This is a genomic window from bacterium (genome assembly GCA_024224155.1).
Classification (GTDB): Bacteria; Acidobacteriota; Thermoanaerobaculia; order Multivoradales; family JAHEKO01; genus CALZIK01.
Genome location: JAAENP010000221.1, coordinates 1 through 16,517, shown reverse-complemented (window position 1 = coordinate 16,517; position 16,517 = coordinate 1). Strand labels below are relative to the sequence as shown.

Genomic DNA, 16,517 nt, shown 5'->3' with positions numbered 1-16,517 from the left:
GGCGCAACTAGGGCGTAAGTAGGATCCACCAACCTTTAAGGAGAGCGGAAGATGTCCAATTCCATTGCCGAGTCCCTGATCGCAGACATGAAGCAGGAGGGCAAGTACTCGCGCGCCATCCTCGGGGCCGTGCCCGCCGATAAGTACGACTGGCAGCCGCACGAGAAGTCGATGTCGCTGGGCATGCTGGCGAGTCACATCGCCGAGACGCCGACCTGGCTGGGCTCGATGATGGAAGACGTTTTCGACTTCGGCGCGGGGATGAAGGACTACAAACCGTTCGCCGCCGCCGATCAGGAGGAGTTGCTTGCGGCTTTCGACGAGAACCTGGCGGGGGCGATCGCGCTGCTCGAGGACAAAGACGACGAGTTCATGACCCGTGTCTGGAAGGGTGTAAAGGGTGACAAGGAGCTCATGGCGGGTCCGCGCGGCGCCGTCGCGCGCTCGATCCTGGTGCAGCACGCGGCGCACCATCGCGGGCAGCTGACCGTCTACCTGCGGATGCTCGACGTGCCGGTACCGCCCACCTACGGGCCGACCGCCGACTTCCCGAGCGAAGACTGGTCGTAGTCCTCCTCTTTCCGGATTGGGATGGCCCTGCGGTCAGCGCCGAGTACCGGCGAGCGTTTGGCTGATGCGTGCTTCGAACGGACCGTAGGCGTCACCACGAGGATCGCCAGCTAGGCGCCTTAAGCTCGGCGCAGGGTTGGGCTACTTCTTGGCTTCCTCTTCTCGAGGCGTGGGGTCGCAGAAGTCCGATGACATCCGCTCCATCATGGAGGCACACGAGCGAAACCAGTCCGCGCCGTTGTCCCGAGCGGATTCGCCGTTCGAGGCGCCCATTGCGGTCTCGCCGAAGTCTCTGAACATGCGCTCAACCATCGGGCCGCAGCAGCCGGGCATGCTCCTGCCCGTTCGGCTGTCGTGGGCTTCGGGGTTCTCGGTTCTTTTCTCTTCATCGTGCATGGTGTCTCTCCTTTCGTTCAGTCTTTGCAGCCGAAGCTCATCGACCGCCTACTGTTCCGACGAAATGAAGGGGCTCAGGGATACAGGGGGCGAGCGGAGCCGGAGGTCGCGCCCAGGGGTCCTAGGCTCGCACAAGAGACCGCCAGGTGCCACTTCGCGGCATTCTTCAAGGCCAAGAACCCGCATTGAGGCGGTTGCCTCTACACGGCGGCGAAGAAGTCCAGTTCGCAGCTCATCGCGTAGCGGTAGGCGCTACGTATCGCCGGCGTGTCCTCGCCTATTTCGTCCAGCAGCGTCCCGAGCTCGGCGGCCAGGGCCTCGAACTCGTCGCTCGAGTAGGTCGCGATCCACTCCCGGTAGGGATTGTCGGGCGCGGCGGGGCCGAGGCTCTGGCCGAGGAAGGCGTAGAGCCGCATGCAGGGGGTCATGGCCGAGACGACCTCGGCCGCCCCGGAGGTCCAGGCCGTGCGCTCGAGGAAGTCGGTATAGGCCGTGGTCGCGGGATGGGGCCGGACCCGCTCCAGGTCGATGCCCAGGCTCTTAGCGTAGCTCGCGTGCAGCTCGAGCTCCTCTAGAGCTCCTCCGATCAGCCGGTGGAATACCGTGACCTGGTCAGGGTTGTTGGCGCATCTGGCAGCCGCCACGCAGTAGGCGCGGAGGAATGAGCGCAGGAAGAAGGCGTCTTGCGCCACGTAGCGCTTGAAGACGTCGGGAGCAAGGCTGCCGTCGGCGAGCCCGCGGACAAAGGGATGCTCGAGACAAGCGCAAGCCAGATCCAGGTTCGACTCCCAAAGCACCCGGTGGAGCGCGGCCTTCCCTGCCATTTCCCCTTAGCTCACGCTTGCCAGGTCATTCGCCAGAATTCCCGTTCGTGACGCATCACCTCGTTGAACGCCGCCTGCTGGCCGGGATGCGAAACTTCGTCGACAATTCGCATCAGCTCTCCCACGTAGGCCTCGAACTCCGGGCTCGTCCAGCGCTCGATGAACTCGGCGTAGGGTCCTTCGGCCGCCAACCGGCCCCAGGCAACCGTGTACGCTACCTCCACGCCGTAGAAGATCGCCAGCAGCACTTCTACCGGCTGCGAGTAGGCCTCGGCGACCAGGAAGTCCACGTAGCGCCGGCAGGTCGGATGCGCTTCGCTCTCGAGCTCCAGGTCGCGATCTCGAGCATGCTCCTCGAACCAGGCCAGCTCTGCATCGAGGGCAGCAAGACCGCCGATCAGGACGCTCTGCATTGGCCTCGGGGTCTGCGCCGCCGTCAACGCCGCGAAGCGGGTGAAGCCCTTGACGAACAGGTAGTCCTGCACCAGCCAGCGGTGGAAGGCCTCTTGCGGAAGGGTGCCGTCTCCTACCGCATCCAGGAACCTCGCCGTCGTGCCGGCCTGCCAGAGCTCACCGGCGCCAACGGCCAGACGGGATCGATCGAAATCTCTCATGGCGCCATGCCCAAGTGCTCTCAGGTGTAGCTTACCTCCGGACCCGACGCATCGACGACCCGCGTTGCTGGGCCTCTCGCAACAACTTCCCGAGGGCGTGAAGCAGGGATTGGCCGTCTCCGCGAGGCTACCTGACGATCAGCACCGAACAGAGCGCTCGATGCGCAACGGCGCTGGAGACGCTTCCCAGATAGAGCTCATTTGCGGCGGAACGGCTTCGGGTTCCCACCACGATGAGCTCGGCTCCCATGGTGGTGGCAAACTGAACGATCTGCTCGGCCGGATTCCCCACGAGAACCACCTCGTGAAGCTGGCTCTCCGCCTCGGCCAAGGCCCCGAGCGTCTTCTCCAGGATGGGCTTTGCCACCCTCTTGACGCGATCGTCGCCGGCGCTGGTGGGAAGAGAGAGCACATCGGCATAGATTTCGGGGTCCGAGGGTAGGGGGAACACATGGACGACGAAGATCTCGTCCTCCGATCCCGGGCACGGGTTTTCCAGAAGAAAGCGAGCGGCCTTCATACTGGCCTCGGAGCCGTCTGTCGCGAGAACATAGCGCATCAGAACCTCCTCCAGTCTAGCTTCTCACGGTGGCTACTCGTGCCGAAGAGTCCGCACGGTGGCCTCGTTGATGAAGAGAGTCTCGCCGATGCGCTCGTTGGTCAGTCCCCGCGCGATGAGTCGAAGCACTTCGAGCTCGCGCTCCGAGTATGCCGCGAGTTAACCTACGCAGAGAGTGGAGAGCATCATCTACAAGCCGATCGGCGTCATCCGCAGTCCTTTCCTGGAGCCACGCAACGTCCCCGTGCAACCCGCGGCCGCCAGGGGGATCGAGGGGTCGGTGGAAATCCTGCCGGAGTTCAGGGAGGGACTGGCGGACCTCGAGGGTTTCTCCCATATCGTGCTGGTCTATCACTTCCACATGACGCGTGGTTTCTCGCTTCTCGTCAAGCCCTTCCTCGATGACGAGTTGCGTGGCGTGTTTGCCACCCGTGCTCCTCGCCGGCCGAACCCGATTGGGCTATCGGTGGTCCGACTCGTGGCAATCGACGCTACGACCGTGCATGTGCGTGATGTGGACATCGTCGATCGGACGCCGCTTCTCGATGTAAAACCGCACGTCCCGGAAATCGAGCCGGGCGGTCCCCATGCGCTTGGTTGGCTCTCCGACAGGGTTGGGAAGCTCGCTGCAGCCAGATCCGACGATCGCTTTGAAAATTGAGTCCTCGTGGAGACCTACCTGGACAAGCTGGTTCTGACCCAGCCCCTGCGCGATCCGGCCATCCGCCAGGCGATCGGGGCGCTCGGGCTGCCAGAGGGGAGCCGCGGGCTGGATGCAGGATGCGGGATCGGCAGCCACACTCTGCTCCTGGCCGAAGTGGTGGGAACCGGCGGACATGTCACCGGTCTCGATCTGTCGGCCGAACTGGTCGCTTACGCCCAGAGTCTGGCCGAGCAGGCAGACCTTTCAAAGGAGGTCTCTTTCCGGCGCGGAAGTGTGAACGAGCTTCCCTTCGGTGACAATACTTTCGACTGGGCGTGGAGCGTGGACTGTGTCGGCCATCCCCCGGTTGGAGAGCCACTGGCCGCGCTGCGAGAACTTGCTCGGGTAGTGAGGCCGGGCGGCCAGGTGGCAATCCTCGGGTACTCGGCCCAGATGCTACTCCCAGGCCACCCACGCCTCGAGGCGCGGCTGAACGCCACGGCCTCGGCGATGAACCTACCCGCCAAGGGAAGGAAACCGGAGTCACACTTCCTGCGCGCACTGGGCTGGTTCCGTCAGGCGGGTCTCGTCGAGCCGAAGGTCCGCACTGTGGTCGGTACTGTCTATGCCCCGCTCGAAGACGGGATTCGTCGTGCCCTGAGGTCCCTGTTCGGCATGCTTTGGGGGGAGATGCAGGCCAAGATGGCCAAAGCGGACCGGGAGGAGTACCTTCGCCTCGCCGACCCGGAGTCACCGGACTTCATCTTGGATTCTCCGGACTACTATGCCTTCTTCACCTACTCGGTGTTCGAAGGCCGGGTCGGACCCAATCCCTGAAGCTCCCGATGCTCAGGAGCGGGTGCGAGGATCGCCGAGCAGCTCGAGGTCAAGCAGATCCTTCTTGCGCCCAATCGCCGATTTGTTACAGCGCAACGTCTCGAGGCCTAGGAATGAGATTCTCATTTCGTCGATCTCGACCTCTATCCGCGACGCCCACGCTTCTTCGAACTCGACGCCGGTTATCGCAGTCAGGAGATCGATGCGGCGCGGCGGCTGCCCGATCTGATAGACGTTTCCGGGGACCTCGAAGTCAGCCTGCGTTACTCCGTGGGAGTCGATGGGTGCTCCGAATGCTTGCAGTGCGGCGAATACACGTTCGGCGTTCTCCTTGGTCGGACGCACGACCAGATCCAAGTCGCCGGTTGCTCGCGGCACTCCGTGTACCGCCATGGCATGGGCGCCGACGACAATGAACTCCGCGCCGCAATCGACCAGAGCGTGCAGGATATCGAGGAAGTCTTCGTTGAACCCGGAGGCGGCGGTCATTCCGAGGACCGCACGAGCCTGCCGGGCGTCTTGTGGCGTGGATACTCTGGGAACGGTCGACCCGAAAGTGACCACGCCTGCTGAGCGAGCTCCCACATCATGGCCAGTCGGTCGCCGGCGGTGGTTGAGCTCCGCAGATTCTCGCTCGGCTCACGTCCTAGAGAATAGCTGCGAATCGGCCAGCTTGCGCGGGCTCTTGAGCGTTTCAGGCGGTTCTCCAGGGTCATTCTCAACGCTATTTTACCTCGGCTTGCCCCTAACAAGTTGGGGACACCGATCTCGAGCCGCGACCTTGCCCGATCGGGCGGCCTCGCGGAGGGTGACAGGGGCTCAAGCCCCGGGCTCCAGATCCCAGAGCACACCTCGCGGCCCGGCGTTGACCACGGGTGTGACGCCTATTTTCGCGTGCTGTCCGGCGCAGGAATGGATATGCCCGCAGACCACCAGGGCCGGACGCGATGTCAGGATGACGTCTCGTACGGCAAGGCTTCCAAGACTGGTGCCCATGGAGTCACGATCGACCGCTCCTTTGGGCGGTGAGTGGGAGACGAGGATGGCCTCCGCGGGACAATCCGCGAGGAGTTTGGCGGCCTCTTCTTCGGTGAAGTCGTAGCTCCAGGACCCGAAGGGCGTCACTGGAACGCCTCCGCCGAGGCCGAAGAAGCTCCGGCCGGCAACCTGGGTGGCCGTGCTGTGAAGAACATGGGCGTCCGGCCACGAGGCGCAGGCCTCGCTGAGCTCGGCGAAGGTCTCGCTGTTGCCGGGAACGAGTATGGTCGGACAGGTCATCTTGGCCAGAACGGCGACGATTTCGTGCAGACCCTGATGAACGGTCGCCAGGTCGCCCGCCGCGACGGCGACTTCCGCTCCGGCGGAGAGTCGTACGAGGCGCTCGGCGGCGCCGAGATCGCGGTGCAGATCGCTGAACAGGAGTAGCTTCATGTCCCCGAGTCTAAAGGCAGGGATCGTGCGGCGTTGACCTGGCAGACGACCAAGGACGCTGAAGCTCAGTCGCGGCTGAAGATCCGCGCCAGTTGGTCCGGCGTGTGAGAAGCGGCGACGCGCTGCATCTCCTCGATGCTCGACGGGCGCTCGACGCTCTGGGGGGCCTGACGCTCGTCCTGCTCGGCGTCGATGGCTGTCGCCCAGGCCACCATGCCCTGGAGCAAGCGATCGCGGGTCATCTGCCCCACGTACCGCTCGTCCTCGATCACCGGCAGGCACGCGAAGTTACACTCCAGAAAGGCGCGCACGGCCGTGAGCAGATCCATGTCCGGGGCCAGCCGGACCCTGAGTGGAGACATGTGATCGCCGACGGTACCTCCGGCGACACGGTCGTAGGTCCAGTGCGCGATCGTTCGCAGGGCGTCTTTTTCAGTCAATAACCCGACGACCCGCCCTTGGCTATCGACAACGGGAGCTGCGGCAGTCGATTCCTTGGCGAGCCAGTTCACGGCCTGGCGCATGGAATCGCCTTCGCCGAAGGTCTCCGTCGGGCCTTCCATCCATTCGCGGACTCTTGGGATCTCCACGGTCGATGCCTCCTTCTCCAGCGAAACAATACCATCGAGATTCTCCGGACGGCGTCACGGCCGGCGCGGCCGGGGACGATTGCCGCAATCGCCACGGTCGCGAACAGGAGACAAGCGCGTAAGGAATTGTTAGCGTCCGGCTGCGGGCGCCACTCGCGGTCGATCAGAAAGGACAGGCATGAGCGTACACACCATCCGGAAGGGCCTCGCGCTGCCGATCTCGGGGGCGCCGGAGCAGCGGATCGAGCGGGCGCCGGCGGTGGCGCAGGTGGGCGTCCTGGCGGGCGATTATCCGTTCATGAAGCCGAGCATGCGGGTCAAGGTGGGTGACGAAGTCCGCCGCGGCCAGGTCCTCTTCGAGGATCGGAAGACGAACGGCGTCAGGTTCACCTCGCCGGGTGCGGGGAAGGTTACGGTGATCCATCGCGGGCCGCGCAGAGCTCTGATCTCGGTTGTCGTGCAGTTGTCGCGTGGCGAAGCTGCAGGAGGTGACGAGGCCGACCAGATCTCGTTTTCGAGCTATTCGGGCGACGACGTGAGCAAGCTCGATGGCGAACAGGTGCGAGCTTTGCTCGCCGAGTCCGGGCTCTGGACGGCTCTACGCACTCGCCCGTTCTCGAAAGTACCGTCACCCTCCGAGAGCTGTCATTCGATCTTCGTCACCGCCATCGACACCAACCCGCTGTGCGCGGATCCTGAGGTCGTTCTCGAAGGGCGCGAGCGGGACTTCCGAACCGGACTGGCGGCATTGTCGAAGCTGACCGAGGGAGCGGTGTGGCTGTGCCGCGGCACGGGCTCGAAGCTCGGTGACGGCGGTGTGCCCCGGGTAGAGGTCGAGGAGTTCAGCGGTCATCATCCGGCGGGCCTGGCCGGCACCCACATCCACCTGTTGGATCCGGTCTCCAGGGGAAAGACGGTCTGGCACGTCGGGTATCAGGACGTCGCCGCCATCGGCCATCTCTTCTCGACGGGCAGGCTCGATCTTGGCAGGGTCGTGGCGCTCGGCGGCCCCGCGGTGCGCTCGCCCCGCTTGCTGCGCACGCGACTGGGAGCGGCTGTGGGCCCGCTGGTCGAGGGCGAGTTGACCGACGGAGAGGTCCGGGTCGTTTCGGGCTCGGTCTTGAACGGCCGCAGCACGGCCGAGGAGGGGACTGGGTTCCTTGGCCGCTACCACCAACAGATCTCGTGTCTGCCCGAGGGACGCGAGCGGCGCTTCATCGGCTGGCTGATGCCCGGCTTCAAGCTCTTCTCGACGATTCCGGCCTATACCGGCAGCCTCCGAGGTCGCTCCCACCGCTTCGATATGAACACTTCGACCCATGGTGGGCACCGGGCCATGGTGCCGATCGGGATGTTCGAGCCGGTGATGCCGCTCGACATCATGCCCACCTTCCTCTTGCGATCGCTGCTGGTCGACGATCTCGAGCAGGCGGAAGCCCTCGGCTGTCTCGAGCTTGATGAGGAAGACCTGGCCTTGTGCACGTTCGTCAGCCCGGGCAAGGAAGACTACGGTCCCGCCCTGCGACGCAACCTCACCGAGATCTGGAAGGAAGGCTGATGCGACCGCTGCTCAAGTTTTTCAAGTCGCAAGAGCGGCACTTCGCCAAGGGCGGCAAGCTCGAGCGTCTTTATCCGCTCTTCGAGGCGATGGAGACGCTGGCCTTCACGCCCGCCAGCGTGACCAAGGGCAGTGTCCACGTCCGCGACGCGCTCGATCTCAAGCGGATGATGATCGTCGTCGTCGCAGCACTCCTGCCGACCGTGGTGATGGCCATGTACAACACCGGTTTGCAGACCCATCGCGCCATTGCTTCGGGCGCCGAGCCGCTCGCCAGATGGCAGACGGGCGTGTTCGAGGCATTGGGCTTCGACTACACGATGGATTTTCTGGCCTGCTTCGTCCACGGGGCGCTCTACTTCCTGCCGGTCTTCGTCGTCGGTTTCGCCGTCGGCGGCGGCATCGAAGTCCTCTCGGCGATCATTCGCCGCCACGAGATCAACGAGGGCTTCTTCGTCACCGGCTTTCTTCTGCCGTTGACCCTGCCGCCGACGATCCCGTTGTGGCAGGTTGCGACCGGGGTCGCCTTCGGAGTCCTGATCGGTAAGGAGGTGTTCGGCGGCACCGGGATGAATGTGCTCAATCCGGCGCTGACGGCGCGCGCGTTCCTGTTCTTCGCCTATCCTGCGGAGATCTCCGGCGACGCGCCCTGGATCGCGGCGAAGTTCATCGGCGTCGACGGTTTCTCCGGGGCGACGGCCCTGTCGCGCGCGGCGAGCGAGGGCGTGGGAGCGCTCGGTGAATTCGCCTCGGGCGCCTGGATGGACGCCTTCCTGGGAGTGATCCCGGGCTCGATGGGGGAGACCTCCGCCGCCCTCTGTCTCTTCGGTGCGCTGGTCCTCATCCTGACCAGGGTGGGCTCCTGGCGAACGATGCTGGGCGTCGTGGCGGGCTCGTTGGCTCTGGCCACTCTGCTCAACGCCATCGGCTCGGACACCAATCCGATGTTCTCCGTTCCGTTCTACTGGCACGTCGTCATCGGCGGCTGGGCATTCGGAACCGTCTTCATGGCCACGGACCCGGTATCTTCGGCGTTTACCGAGGCCGGCAGGTTCATCTACGGCCTGGGGATCGGCGCCATGGTGATTCTCGTGCGAGTCGTCAATCCGGCCTATCCGGAGGGCATGATGATGGCGATTCTGTTCATGAACATGTTCGCTCCGCTGATCGATCACTTCTTCGTCAAGGCGAACATCAAACGGAGGGTGGCCCGCAATGCAGCAGGCTAGCAACAGATACATCATCCTGTTCGCCGCAGCGGTTTGTCTGGTCTGCTCGGTGTTCGTCGCATTTGCGGCGGTGACGCTCAAGGAGCGGCAGGACGCCAACGCGGTGCTCGACCGGCAGAAGAAAGTGCTGATCGTGGCCGGTCTGCTCGAGGAGAAGGCCAAGGTGTCGGCCGGCGAGGTTCAGACTCTGTTCGACGAGTCAATCGTGCCCAGAGTCGTGGACCTCGCGTCCGGGGCCTATGATGACTCGATCGACGCCACGACCTTCGATCAGCAGCGCTCCCTCAAGGATCCGGCGATGAGCAAGGCGGCGCCGGAGAACAGGGCGGGACTGACCCGGGTGCCGCTCCGTGCCCAGGTGTATCACGTGGTCAGCGACGAGCGGATCGAGCAGATCATTCTGCCCATCGAAGGCAAGGGCCTGTGGTCGACGCTCTACGGGTTCCTGGCACTGGCGCCGGACACTACGTCGATCACGGGGATCACGTTCTACCAGCACGGGGAGACGCCGGGGCTGGGAGGTGAGGTGGACAATGCGAGCTGGAAGGCCCGGTGGCCCGGCCGGCAGGCCTTCGACGAGAACTGGCAGCCGGCCATCGAGGTCATCAAGGGACTCGCCGGACCACCGGCCGAGGATCCGTACTCGGTTGACGGGCTCTCCGGCGCAACGCTCACCTGTCGTGGCGTCAACGAGCTTCTGCACTACTGGTTGAGTGAGCAGGGCTTCGGTCCCTATCTCGAGCGGTTCCGCTCGCCGGGGAGCACGGCATGACCGGCAACCAGAAACAGGCGCTGATCGATCCTCTGTTCAACGACAATCCGATCGCGGTGCAGGTCCTGGGGATCTGCTCGGCGCTGGCGGTGACCACGAAGATGGAGACGTCGGTGGTGATGTCGTTGGCGGTCATCGCGGTGCTGACGCTGTCGAATCTGTCGGTGTCCCTGATTCGCAACATGATCCCGCCGTCGATCCGGATCATCGTCCAGCTGACGATCATCGCCTCACTGGTGATGATCACCGACCAGATTTTGCGCGCCTATCTTTATGACATCTCCAAGCAGCTGTCGGTCTTCGTCGGGCTGATCATCACCAACTGCATCATCATGGGCCGGGCCGAGGCGTTCGCGATGCAGAACAAGCCGTCCGACAGCATCCTCGACGGTCTCGGTAACGGCTTTGGATACAGCATTGTCCTGCTGGCGGTCGGTTTCTTTCGCGAGCTGATCGGTGCGGGCAAGCTCTTCGGTCAGCAGGTACTGCCGCTGGCTTCGGAGGGTGGCTGGTACCAGCCCAACGGGCTCTTCGCCCTGGCGCCCGGGGCCTTCTTTCTAATCGGGGTGTTCATCTGGCTGTTGCGCACCTTCAAGCCGCAACTGGTGACGGAGGACTAGGCCATGCTCGAGCACTATCTCGACCTCGCAGTCAAGGCGATCTTCATCGAGAACATGGCCCTGGCCTTCTTCCTGGGCATGTGCTCATTCCTGGCGGTGTCGAAGAAAGTGGAAACCGCCCTGGGCCTCGGCGCCGCTGTGACCTTCGTCCTCGCGGTGACGACCCCGCTCAACAACCTGATCTACACCTACGTGCTCAAAGAGGGAGCGATGGGCTGGCTGGGCGAGAGCTTCGCATCGGTGGACCTTGGCTTCCTGCGCTTCCTGGCGTTCATCGGTTCGATAGCCGCCTCGGTGCAGATCGTCGAGATGGCGCTCGACCGCTACGTGCCGAAGCTCTACGTCGCGCTCGGCGTCTTCTTGCCGCTGATTGCCGTCAATTGCGCCATCCTGGGCGGCTCACTCTTCATGGTCGAGCGCGACTACAGCCTGGGTGAGAGTGCCGTGTTCGGCTTCGGCTCAGGCTTCGGTTTCTGGCTCGCCATCGTGGCGCTGGCGGCGATCCGCGAGAAGATGCACTACTCGAATGTTCCGCCGGCCCTTAGAGGGCTGGGCATCACCTTCATTGTCACCGGGCTGATGGCCATCGCCTTCATGGCTTTCGCCGGAATCCAGTTGTAACGGAGTCGAGAGATGCCCACCGTCGTACTCGCAGTCGCGGTCTTCGTGCTGATGATCCTCGCCCAGGTGCTGGTGCTCCTGTTCGCCAAGGCGAAGCTCGTGGCCAGCGGCGACGTCACCATCACCATCAACGACGATCCGGACAAGGCCCTGGTGACCCCGGCCGGGAGCACCCTGCTCAACACCCTGTCCGCCAACGGCATCTTCATTCCCTCGGCCTGCGGCGGCAAGGGGACGTGCGGCGTGTGCAAGGTCGATGTACATGATGGCGGAGGCGCCTTGCTGCCGACCGAGACTTCTCACATCGGCCGCGGCGAGGCGCGTCGTGGCTGCCGCCTGTCGTGCCAGGTCAAGGTCAAGCAGGACATGAAGATCGAGCTCGAGCCGGAGATCTTCAGCATCCGCAAATGGAAGTGCCGGGTGCGTTCGAATCACAACGTGGCGACCTTCATCAAGGAGCGGGTGCTGGAGCTTCGCGAGGGCGAGGCGGTGCCGTTTCGCGCGGGGGGCTACCTCCAGATCGAGTGCCCGCCGCACGAGGTGAAATACCAGGACTTCGACGTCGAGGCGGAGTACCGGGAAGACTGGGACAAGTTCAATCTGTGGCGCTATGTCTCGAAAGTGCCCGAGAGCGTGTCGAGGGCCTACTCGATGGCCAACTATCCGGAGGAGAGAGACATCATCATGCTCAACGTCCGGATTGCGTCGCCGCCGCCGAACCGGCCGGACGCCCCTCCGGGGATCATGTCGTCCTATATCTTCAACCTGAAACCGGGAGACGAGATCACGATCTCCGGGCCGTACGGCGAGTTCTTCGCCCGCGAGACCGACAAGGAAATGGTGTTCATCGGTGGCGGCGCCGGCATGGCGCCGATGCGGTCCCACGTCTTCGATCAGTTCAGGCGTTTGGCGACGACGCGCAAGGTCTCATTCTGGTACGGCGCTCGAAGTTTACGGGAAGCTTTCTATCAGGAGGATTTCGATTCCATCCAGGCGGAGTTCCCCAACTTCGAGTGGCATCTGGCGCTCTCCGATCCCTTGCCCGAAGACGGCTGGGGGGGCTATACCGGCTTCATCCATCAGGTCGTTCTCGACAACTTCCTTGCCGATCACGAGGCACCCGAAGAGGTCGAGTACTACATGTGCGGGCCGCCGATGATGAACCAGGCGTGCATCAGCATGCTGCTCGATCTCGGTGTGGAGTCCGAGAACATTATGCTGGACGACTTCGGAGGCTGATCTAGTCGGGAAATGCATCGATCTGCGGCGTTGCGCTTCCCGTGGCCTCCTCGGCGTACTTCGAGTACGCCTGCGTCGGCCTCGGTCGCGCGCCTTGCATCTCGACGCATTTGCGGACTAGCTCCTCACTCGAGGGAGAGCTGCGAGGTAAGAACAAAGTGAGCGGGCTCGACGCGCGGGATGGGGGGTACGCGCCGATTGTGCGGCGGATGATCGTGCCCGCGATTTTCGTCGGTGCGCTATTTGCCGTCTATCTTTGGCGCTCTCCCGGTGGCGAGCCGAGTCGGGAGGTCGCGGTCCTCTCCGGCCAGGCCCTGGGGACCACATACGCCGTCAAGGTCGTGGCCGAGGGCGGACTTGCTGTCGGCCAGAGCGAGTCGCTCGAGCTCGAGATCGAAGAGACCCTGGCCGCGATCGATGCCTCGATGTCGACTTGGCGCGAGGATTCTGAGCTCGAACGGTTCAACCGCCACGGCACCGAGCCGTTCCTCCTTTCTCCGGCGCTCGACGAGGTGATGGCGAAGGCGCTCGAGATCGGAAGCAGGAGTGGCGGGGCCTTCGATATCACGGTGGGGCCGCTCGTCGAGGCCTGGGGCTTTGGACCTGAGGCAGAGAGTCGAGAGCCTTCGCCCGAGCGCATCGCCGAGCTACTTGGGCAGACCGGCTCTCACCGGTTGACGCTTGATAGGCAGGGGCGAACGCTACGCAAGAATGCGGGCCGCATTCGTTGTGACCTATCGGCCATTGCCAAGGGGTACGCTGTCGACAAGCTCGCGGCGGCGCTGGCCGGCACCGGCTATTCGGACTTCATGATCGAGCTGGGTGGAGAAGTCATGGTGCGGGGCGTCAACGCTACCGGCGAGGATTGGCGCATCGGCATCGAGGTTCCGGACCCGGAGCGCCGGGCGGTCTACGCGGTAGTGGCGCTCGATGGGAGGGCCCTGGCGACGTCGGGCAACTACCGCAACTTTCGCATCGAAGACGGGCGAGTCGTTTCCCACATCATCGACCCGCGAACCGGTCGCCCGGTCACTCACACCTTGGCTTCGGTTAGCGTTATTGCCGAGACCTGCATGGAGGCCGATGCGTGGGCCACGGCGCTCTCGGTGCTGGGCCCTGACGAGGGGCTGGAAGCGGCCCGAAGGGAAGGCTTGGCGGCTCTCTTCATCGCTCACCATCCCGACGGCGAGCTCGAGGAGACGAGCACGGCCGCCTTCGACCGCTTCCGCGCGCTACACTCGACGGGGGAGAACACCTCATGATCACACTATTGCTGACCCTGGCCCTGGTCGCGCTCGCTATGCTGGCCATGGCGGTCGGGCTCATGATGACGGGCAGGCGCTTGCGCGGCTCCTGCGGCGGCGCCGACTGCCATTGTCTTGCCGAAGGTGCAGATCCGGCGACGTGTGAGCGCGAGGCGAGCCAGCGAGCACTGTCGACTTAGTGCAGTCGGGCTTTCTGTCCGGAGATCGATGCGGCGCGGCGGCGCGGTCATGGAAGAGGCCCTGACACCGGGCGGGCGAGCTATTGTCGTGACCTTCTCGTTGGAGGGACCTCCGAAGTGCAGTGGCCTCGACGTGCGCCGCTACTCGGCCGAGACACTCGCGCGGGAACTTGGTCCTTCGTTCAAGCTCGAAGAGGCCCGGGAACAGGAGCACCGGACGCCGGCGGGCAAGGTGCAGTCCTTCATCTACGGCCTTTTCGTGAAGACGTAGGCGGCGACGTCAGCCGAGTGGCGCGCGGACTGGAGTAGACAGTTACCCTCGGGCGTCAGTCCGCGGCCGCGCTCATCTCGCGCGCCTTTCGTGCGAAGCGATCGTGGATCGAGCCGGAGATCCGGATAGTCTTTGAGGCCGCTCAGCTGACGCACCCACCAGGTGGGCGCGGGGGCTTTCGCCTTCCCAGAGAAGGCCGGGCACACAGAGCATCCAGACGTCCCAGGCTGGAGAGCCCATGTCGGCTCATCGGCCGATGGCACTCCAAATGGACCGGTGCAGCTCGTCGGCAGCTTCCTGAAGCTCCGACAACTCGACCACATGACAGGTCGGCCTTGCCGCCGCGAACTCCTCGGCGCTCTCGCGCGAGACGAAGTGAAGCACCTGACAGCAGAAAGCGGCGCAGACATTGGCATCGATCGCCTTCTGGGTCGCCACCGCGAGGCTGGCTGCAACCCCCGGCGGATCGGCGGACTCGACGCCGGACGGCGAGACGGACAGGCGGACCAGCTCGCGTCGCAGAGGGTCCACGGATTCGACCTGCACTTTCGAGTCGACGAGCTTCGGGATGACGTGAGCCCAGAGAGCGCAGCAGCTGAAAAGGACCTTCCCGTCGATGGTGAGCCGGTGGAGGGTCGGCGTCAGCGTCATGCCGTAGAGGTCGATCAACCGCGCTTGTGCGTCTCGCTTGCAGCGAGCGGCGTCGACCGCTTCCTCGACCAGCCTCCGTTCGGTGCCCGCGGCCCTGGCGATCTCGTCGACGCTCATCGGCCGGCCCTGCGCGAGGAGTGGAAAGCCGGCGAGCAAGGGCCCGGCTGAGCCCCAGCGGGCCGCGAGGATCTCGAGAGTCGTTTGGTACTGCTCGATTCGTCCGGTCGCTTGCATCTCAGCCCTTGCTCGACAAGAAGGCGGTTTCCATCTCGGCGAAGAATGAGCCTCGGAGTTTCGCCAGGAACTCATGATCCGACAGCCGGTAGTAGATGGTCTGCGCATCGCGACGGGTAGTGGTCAGACCGTAGGCTCGAAGCTTGGCCAGGTGCTGGGACACGGCCGAGACCGACCCGGACGTCGATAGATCTCCCATGGCTCGCAGGAGCGCCCCGAGATTGTGGAGGGCTACCGCCGTCAGCGCGTGCTCGGGGCCCATGGCTCGTTCGAGAATCGCCAGGGCGCGTTCTTGGTACGGACGGGCTCCTTCGAAATCACCCAGGGTTTGAAGGATCAGGCCCATGGTGTTGAGCGTGGAGGCCGTCAACGGGTGCCCGTGCCCGTAGACCGTCTCCCGGATCTCGAGCGCCCGTTCTGCCAGAGGCAGCGCTTCCGCCGGGCGGCCGCCGTCGTACAACTCGGTGGCCTCGTCCTGAAGCTGCCGTGCTTCGGCCAGGACATCGACTTCGGCCACCTGCGCGCGGCCCTCCGAGGGGCTGACGACCCCGGCCAGCAGCACCAAGCATGCGAGCGTTCGTGAACGTCTTGCCATCCGAATCATGATCGCACGAACCCTGCCTCTAAGAACCTATTGCTGGCGCCGATCGGGATCGAGCCGAGGCGTTGGCGAACCTCGCCTGGCGTTTGGACTCCCCACCCGATGAGACGCCGTCTCTTCATGTCGGTGGGCGTAGATTGTGGAGGAAGCGATGAAGGATGGACCTGATCCCCGTCCGACCGCTGCAGGAGCTCGAGCCGACGGTCGCGAACGCCTTTGAGACCAAGCTCACGGGGATCTTCAAGAAACCTACGGGTTGACGACGGGCGGCTCCGGCGACTCCTACCCGTTCGGGTATTGCAGTCGATTCTGCCTTTGTCGAAGCTGGGCACGAATCGCGTGAAACGGGCGACCGGTTTCGTGCCCGGTCGTCCCAGGATCGCCCGCTGCGTGCTGCGGCGAGAAAGGAGTTGGAAGCATGAGACCCCGAGTGCACTCCGAAGTGGCATGGATTGGCGTCGGCCTCGTCTGCCTGACCGTTCCGGCGGCCGGGCAGTTGTACGTCAGCGCGCCCGTCGGAGCTTCGAACACGTTCGATGGTGATGTCGCCGCTACTCGCTCTCCGCTCTCGGGGGCAATGAGCAACGGCGGGGATGTGTGGGTGGAGCATGACCTGGAGCTCGGCGGCGAGCTCTACCTGCGGAACCTCCTCTACATGCACGGTGAATTCGGCAGTGGCGGTGACGTCGACCAGTGGATCTACTTCTACGATGATGACGATTGGGACGATGAGCACTTCGGATGGAAGGAAGCAGACGAGCGCTTCGAGCTCAGCAACTCGCTGGCGATCCAAGCAAACCCCGTGGAGGCTCG

General features: G+C 64.2%; 23 protein-coding genes. 13 read left to right on the top strand and 10 right to left on the bottom strand.

What is annotated here, in order from left to right:
• Positions 1-51: 51 nt before the first annotated feature.
• Complete coding sequence (locus GY769_12235) at positions 52-570, top strand: hypothetical protein (GenBank protein ID MCP4202690.1); 519 nt, start codon at positions 52-54, stop codon at positions 568-570.
• A 141-nt stretch (positions 571-711) separates the two neighbouring features.
• On the opposite strand, the gene GY769_12230 is transcribed toward GY769_12235, so the two are convergent.
• From GY769_12230 to GY769_12210, 5 genes are all read right to left on the bottom strand, one after another.
• Entirely contained in the window at positions 712-966 is a 255-nt protein-coding gene (locus tag GY769_12230) for a hypothetical protein (protein ID MCP4202689.1), read from the bottom strand.
• A gap of 200 nt (positions 967-1,166) precedes the next feature.
• A complete protein-coding gene (locus tag GY769_12225; protein MCP4202688.1) occupies positions 1,167-1,790 on the bottom strand; it encodes a TenA family protein in 624 nt (207 codons plus the stop codon).
• A gap of 11 nt (positions 1,791-1,801) precedes the next feature.
• The gene (locus GY769_12220) at positions 1,802-2,404 is read right to left on the bottom strand and encodes a TenA family transcriptional regulator (GenBank protein ID MCP4202687.1); all 603 of its coding nucleotides are present in this window, start codon (positions 2,402-2,404) and stop codon (positions 1,802-1,804) included.
• A gap of 127 nt (positions 2,405-2,531) precedes the next feature.
• Positions 2,532-2,963: a universal stress protein gene (locus GY769_12215; protein ID MCP4202686.1), complete on the bottom strand. Its 432-nt coding sequence runs from the start codon at positions 2,961-2,963 to the stop codon at positions 2,532-2,534.
• Between the two features lie 33 nt (positions 2,964-2,996).
• Positions 2,997-3,092, bottom strand: coding sequence for a response regulator transcription factor (locus tag GY769_12210; protein MCP4202685.1), 96 nt, complete (start codon positions 3,090-3,092; stop codon positions 2,997-2,999).
• A 46-nt stretch (positions 3,093-3,138) separates the two neighbouring features.
• Here GY769_12210 and tsaA point away from each other — a divergent pair, with 46 nt between their 5' ends.
• Together tsaA and GY769_12200 are read left to right on the top strand one after the other, a co-directional pair.
• A complete protein-coding gene (gene tsaA, locus GY769_12205) occupies positions 3,139-3,624 on the top strand; it encodes a tRNA (N6-threonylcarbamoyladenosine(37)-N6)-methyltransferase TrmO (protein ID MCP4202684.1) in 486 nt (161 codons plus the stop codon).
• A gap of 6 nt (positions 3,625-3,630) precedes the next feature.
• Complete coding sequence (locus tag GY769_12200; GenBank protein ID MCP4202683.1) at positions 3,631-4,443, top strand: class I SAM-dependent methyltransferase; 813 nt, start codon at positions 3,631-3,633, stop codon at positions 4,441-4,443.
• 12 nt (positions 4,444-4,455) lie between these two features.
• On the opposite strand, the gene GY769_12195 is transcribed toward GY769_12200, so the two are convergent.
• The 3 genes from GY769_12195 to GY769_12185 form a co-directional block, all read right to left on the bottom strand.
• Positions 4,456-4,932, bottom strand: coding sequence for a hypothetical protein (locus GY769_12195; protein MCP4202682.1), 477 nt, complete (start codon positions 4,930-4,932; stop codon positions 4,456-4,458).
• 330 nt (positions 4,933-5,262) lie between these two features.
• Positions 5,263-5,874: a serine/threonine protein phosphatase gene (locus GY769_12190; GenBank protein ID MCP4202681.1), complete on the bottom strand. Its 612-nt coding sequence runs from the start codon at positions 5,872-5,874 to the stop codon at positions 5,263-5,265.
• 65 nt (positions 5,875-5,939) lie between these two features.
• Complete coding sequence (locus tag GY769_12185) at positions 5,940-6,464, bottom strand: CBS domain-containing protein (GenBank protein ID MCP4202680.1); 525 nt, start codon at positions 6,462-6,464, stop codon at positions 5,940-5,942.
• A gap of 178 nt (positions 6,465-6,642) precedes the next feature.
• Here GY769_12185 and GY769_12180 point away from each other — a divergent pair, with 178 nt between their 5' ends.
• From GY769_12180 to GY769_12140, 9 genes are all read left to right on the top strand, one after another.
• Positions 6,643-8,022, top strand: a complete 1,380-nt coding sequence (locus tag GY769_12180; protein ID MCP4202679.1) for a Na(+)-translocating NADH-quinone reductase subunit A — start codon at positions 6,643-6,645, stop codon at positions 8,020-8,022.
• Positions 8,022-9,251 carry an NADH:ubiquinone reductase (Na(+)-transporting) subunit B gene (locus GY769_12175; protein MCP4202678.1) on the top strand — a complete coding sequence of 410 codons (1,230 nt, stop codon included), beginning with the start codon at positions 8,022-8,024 and terminating at the stop codon, positions 9,249-9,251. The genes GY769_12180 and GY769_12175 overlap by 1 nt, the downstream gene beginning before the upstream one ends.
• Complete coding sequence (locus GY769_12170; GenBank protein MCP4202677.1) at positions 9,238-10,023, top strand: Na(+)-translocating NADH-quinone reductase subunit C; 786 nt, start codon at positions 9,238-9,240, stop codon at positions 10,021-10,023. Before GY769_12175 ends, GY769_12170 begins: the two co-directional genes overlap by 14 nt.
• Positions 10,020-10,643, top strand: a complete 624-nt coding sequence (locus tag GY769_12165; protein MCP4202676.1) for an NADH:ubiquinone reductase (Na(+)-transporting) subunit D — start codon at positions 10,020-10,022, stop codon at positions 10,641-10,643. The genes GY769_12170 and GY769_12165 overlap by 4 nt, the downstream gene beginning before the upstream one ends.
• Before the next feature lie 3 nt (positions 10,644-10,646).
• The gene (gene nqrE, locus GY769_12160) at positions 10,647-11,264 is read left to right on the top strand and encodes an NADH:ubiquinone reductase (Na(+)-transporting) subunit E (GenBank protein MCP4202675.1); all 618 of its coding nucleotides are present in this window, start codon (positions 10,647-10,649) and stop codon (positions 11,262-11,264) included.
• A gap of 12 nt (positions 11,265-11,276) precedes the next feature.
• Entirely contained in the window at positions 11,277-12,503 is a 1,227-nt protein-coding gene (locus GY769_12155; protein ID MCP4202674.1) for an NADH:ubiquinone reductase (Na(+)-transporting) subunit F, read from the top strand.
• A gap of 158 nt (positions 12,504-12,661) precedes the next feature.
• Complete coding sequence (locus tag GY769_12150; protein ID MCP4202673.1) at positions 12,662-13,765, top strand: FAD:protein FMN transferase; 1,104 nt, start codon at positions 12,662-12,664, stop codon at positions 13,763-13,765.
• Positions 13,762-13,947 carry a hypothetical protein gene (locus GY769_12145; GenBank protein MCP4202672.1) on the top strand — a complete coding sequence of 62 codons (186 nt, stop codon included), beginning with the start codon at positions 13,762-13,764 and terminating at the stop codon, positions 13,945-13,947. The genes GY769_12150 and GY769_12145 overlap by 4 nt, the downstream gene beginning before the upstream one ends.
• 28 nt (positions 13,948-13,975) lie before the next feature.
• Positions 13,976-14,218 (top strand): hypothetical protein, encoded by a 243-nt coding sequence (locus GY769_12140; protein ID MCP4202671.1) that lies wholly within the window; start codon positions 13,976-13,978, stop codon positions 14,216-14,218.
• 246 nt (positions 14,219-14,464) lie between these two features.
• On the opposite strand, the gene GY769_12135 is transcribed toward GY769_12140, so the two are convergent.
• Both GY769_12135 and GY769_12130 read right to left on the bottom strand, forming a co-directional pair.
• Positions 14,465-15,103 carry a hypothetical protein gene (locus GY769_12135; GenBank protein ID MCP4202670.1) on the bottom strand — a complete coding sequence of 213 codons (639 nt, stop codon included), beginning with the start codon at positions 15,101-15,103 and terminating at the stop codon, positions 14,465-14,467.
• Between the two features lies 1 nt (position 15,104).
• Positions 15,105-15,698, bottom strand: coding sequence for a tetratricopeptide repeat protein (locus tag GY769_12130; GenBank protein MCP4202669.1), 594 nt, complete (start codon positions 15,696-15,698; stop codon positions 15,105-15,107).
• 424 nt (positions 15,699-16,122) lie between these two features.
• On the opposite strand from GY769_12130, the gene GY769_12125 reads away from it, so the two are divergent.
• Positions 16,123-16,517: hypothetical protein (locus GY769_12125; protein MCP4202668.1), on the top strand; the 395-nt coding region annotated here is incomplete at its 3' end.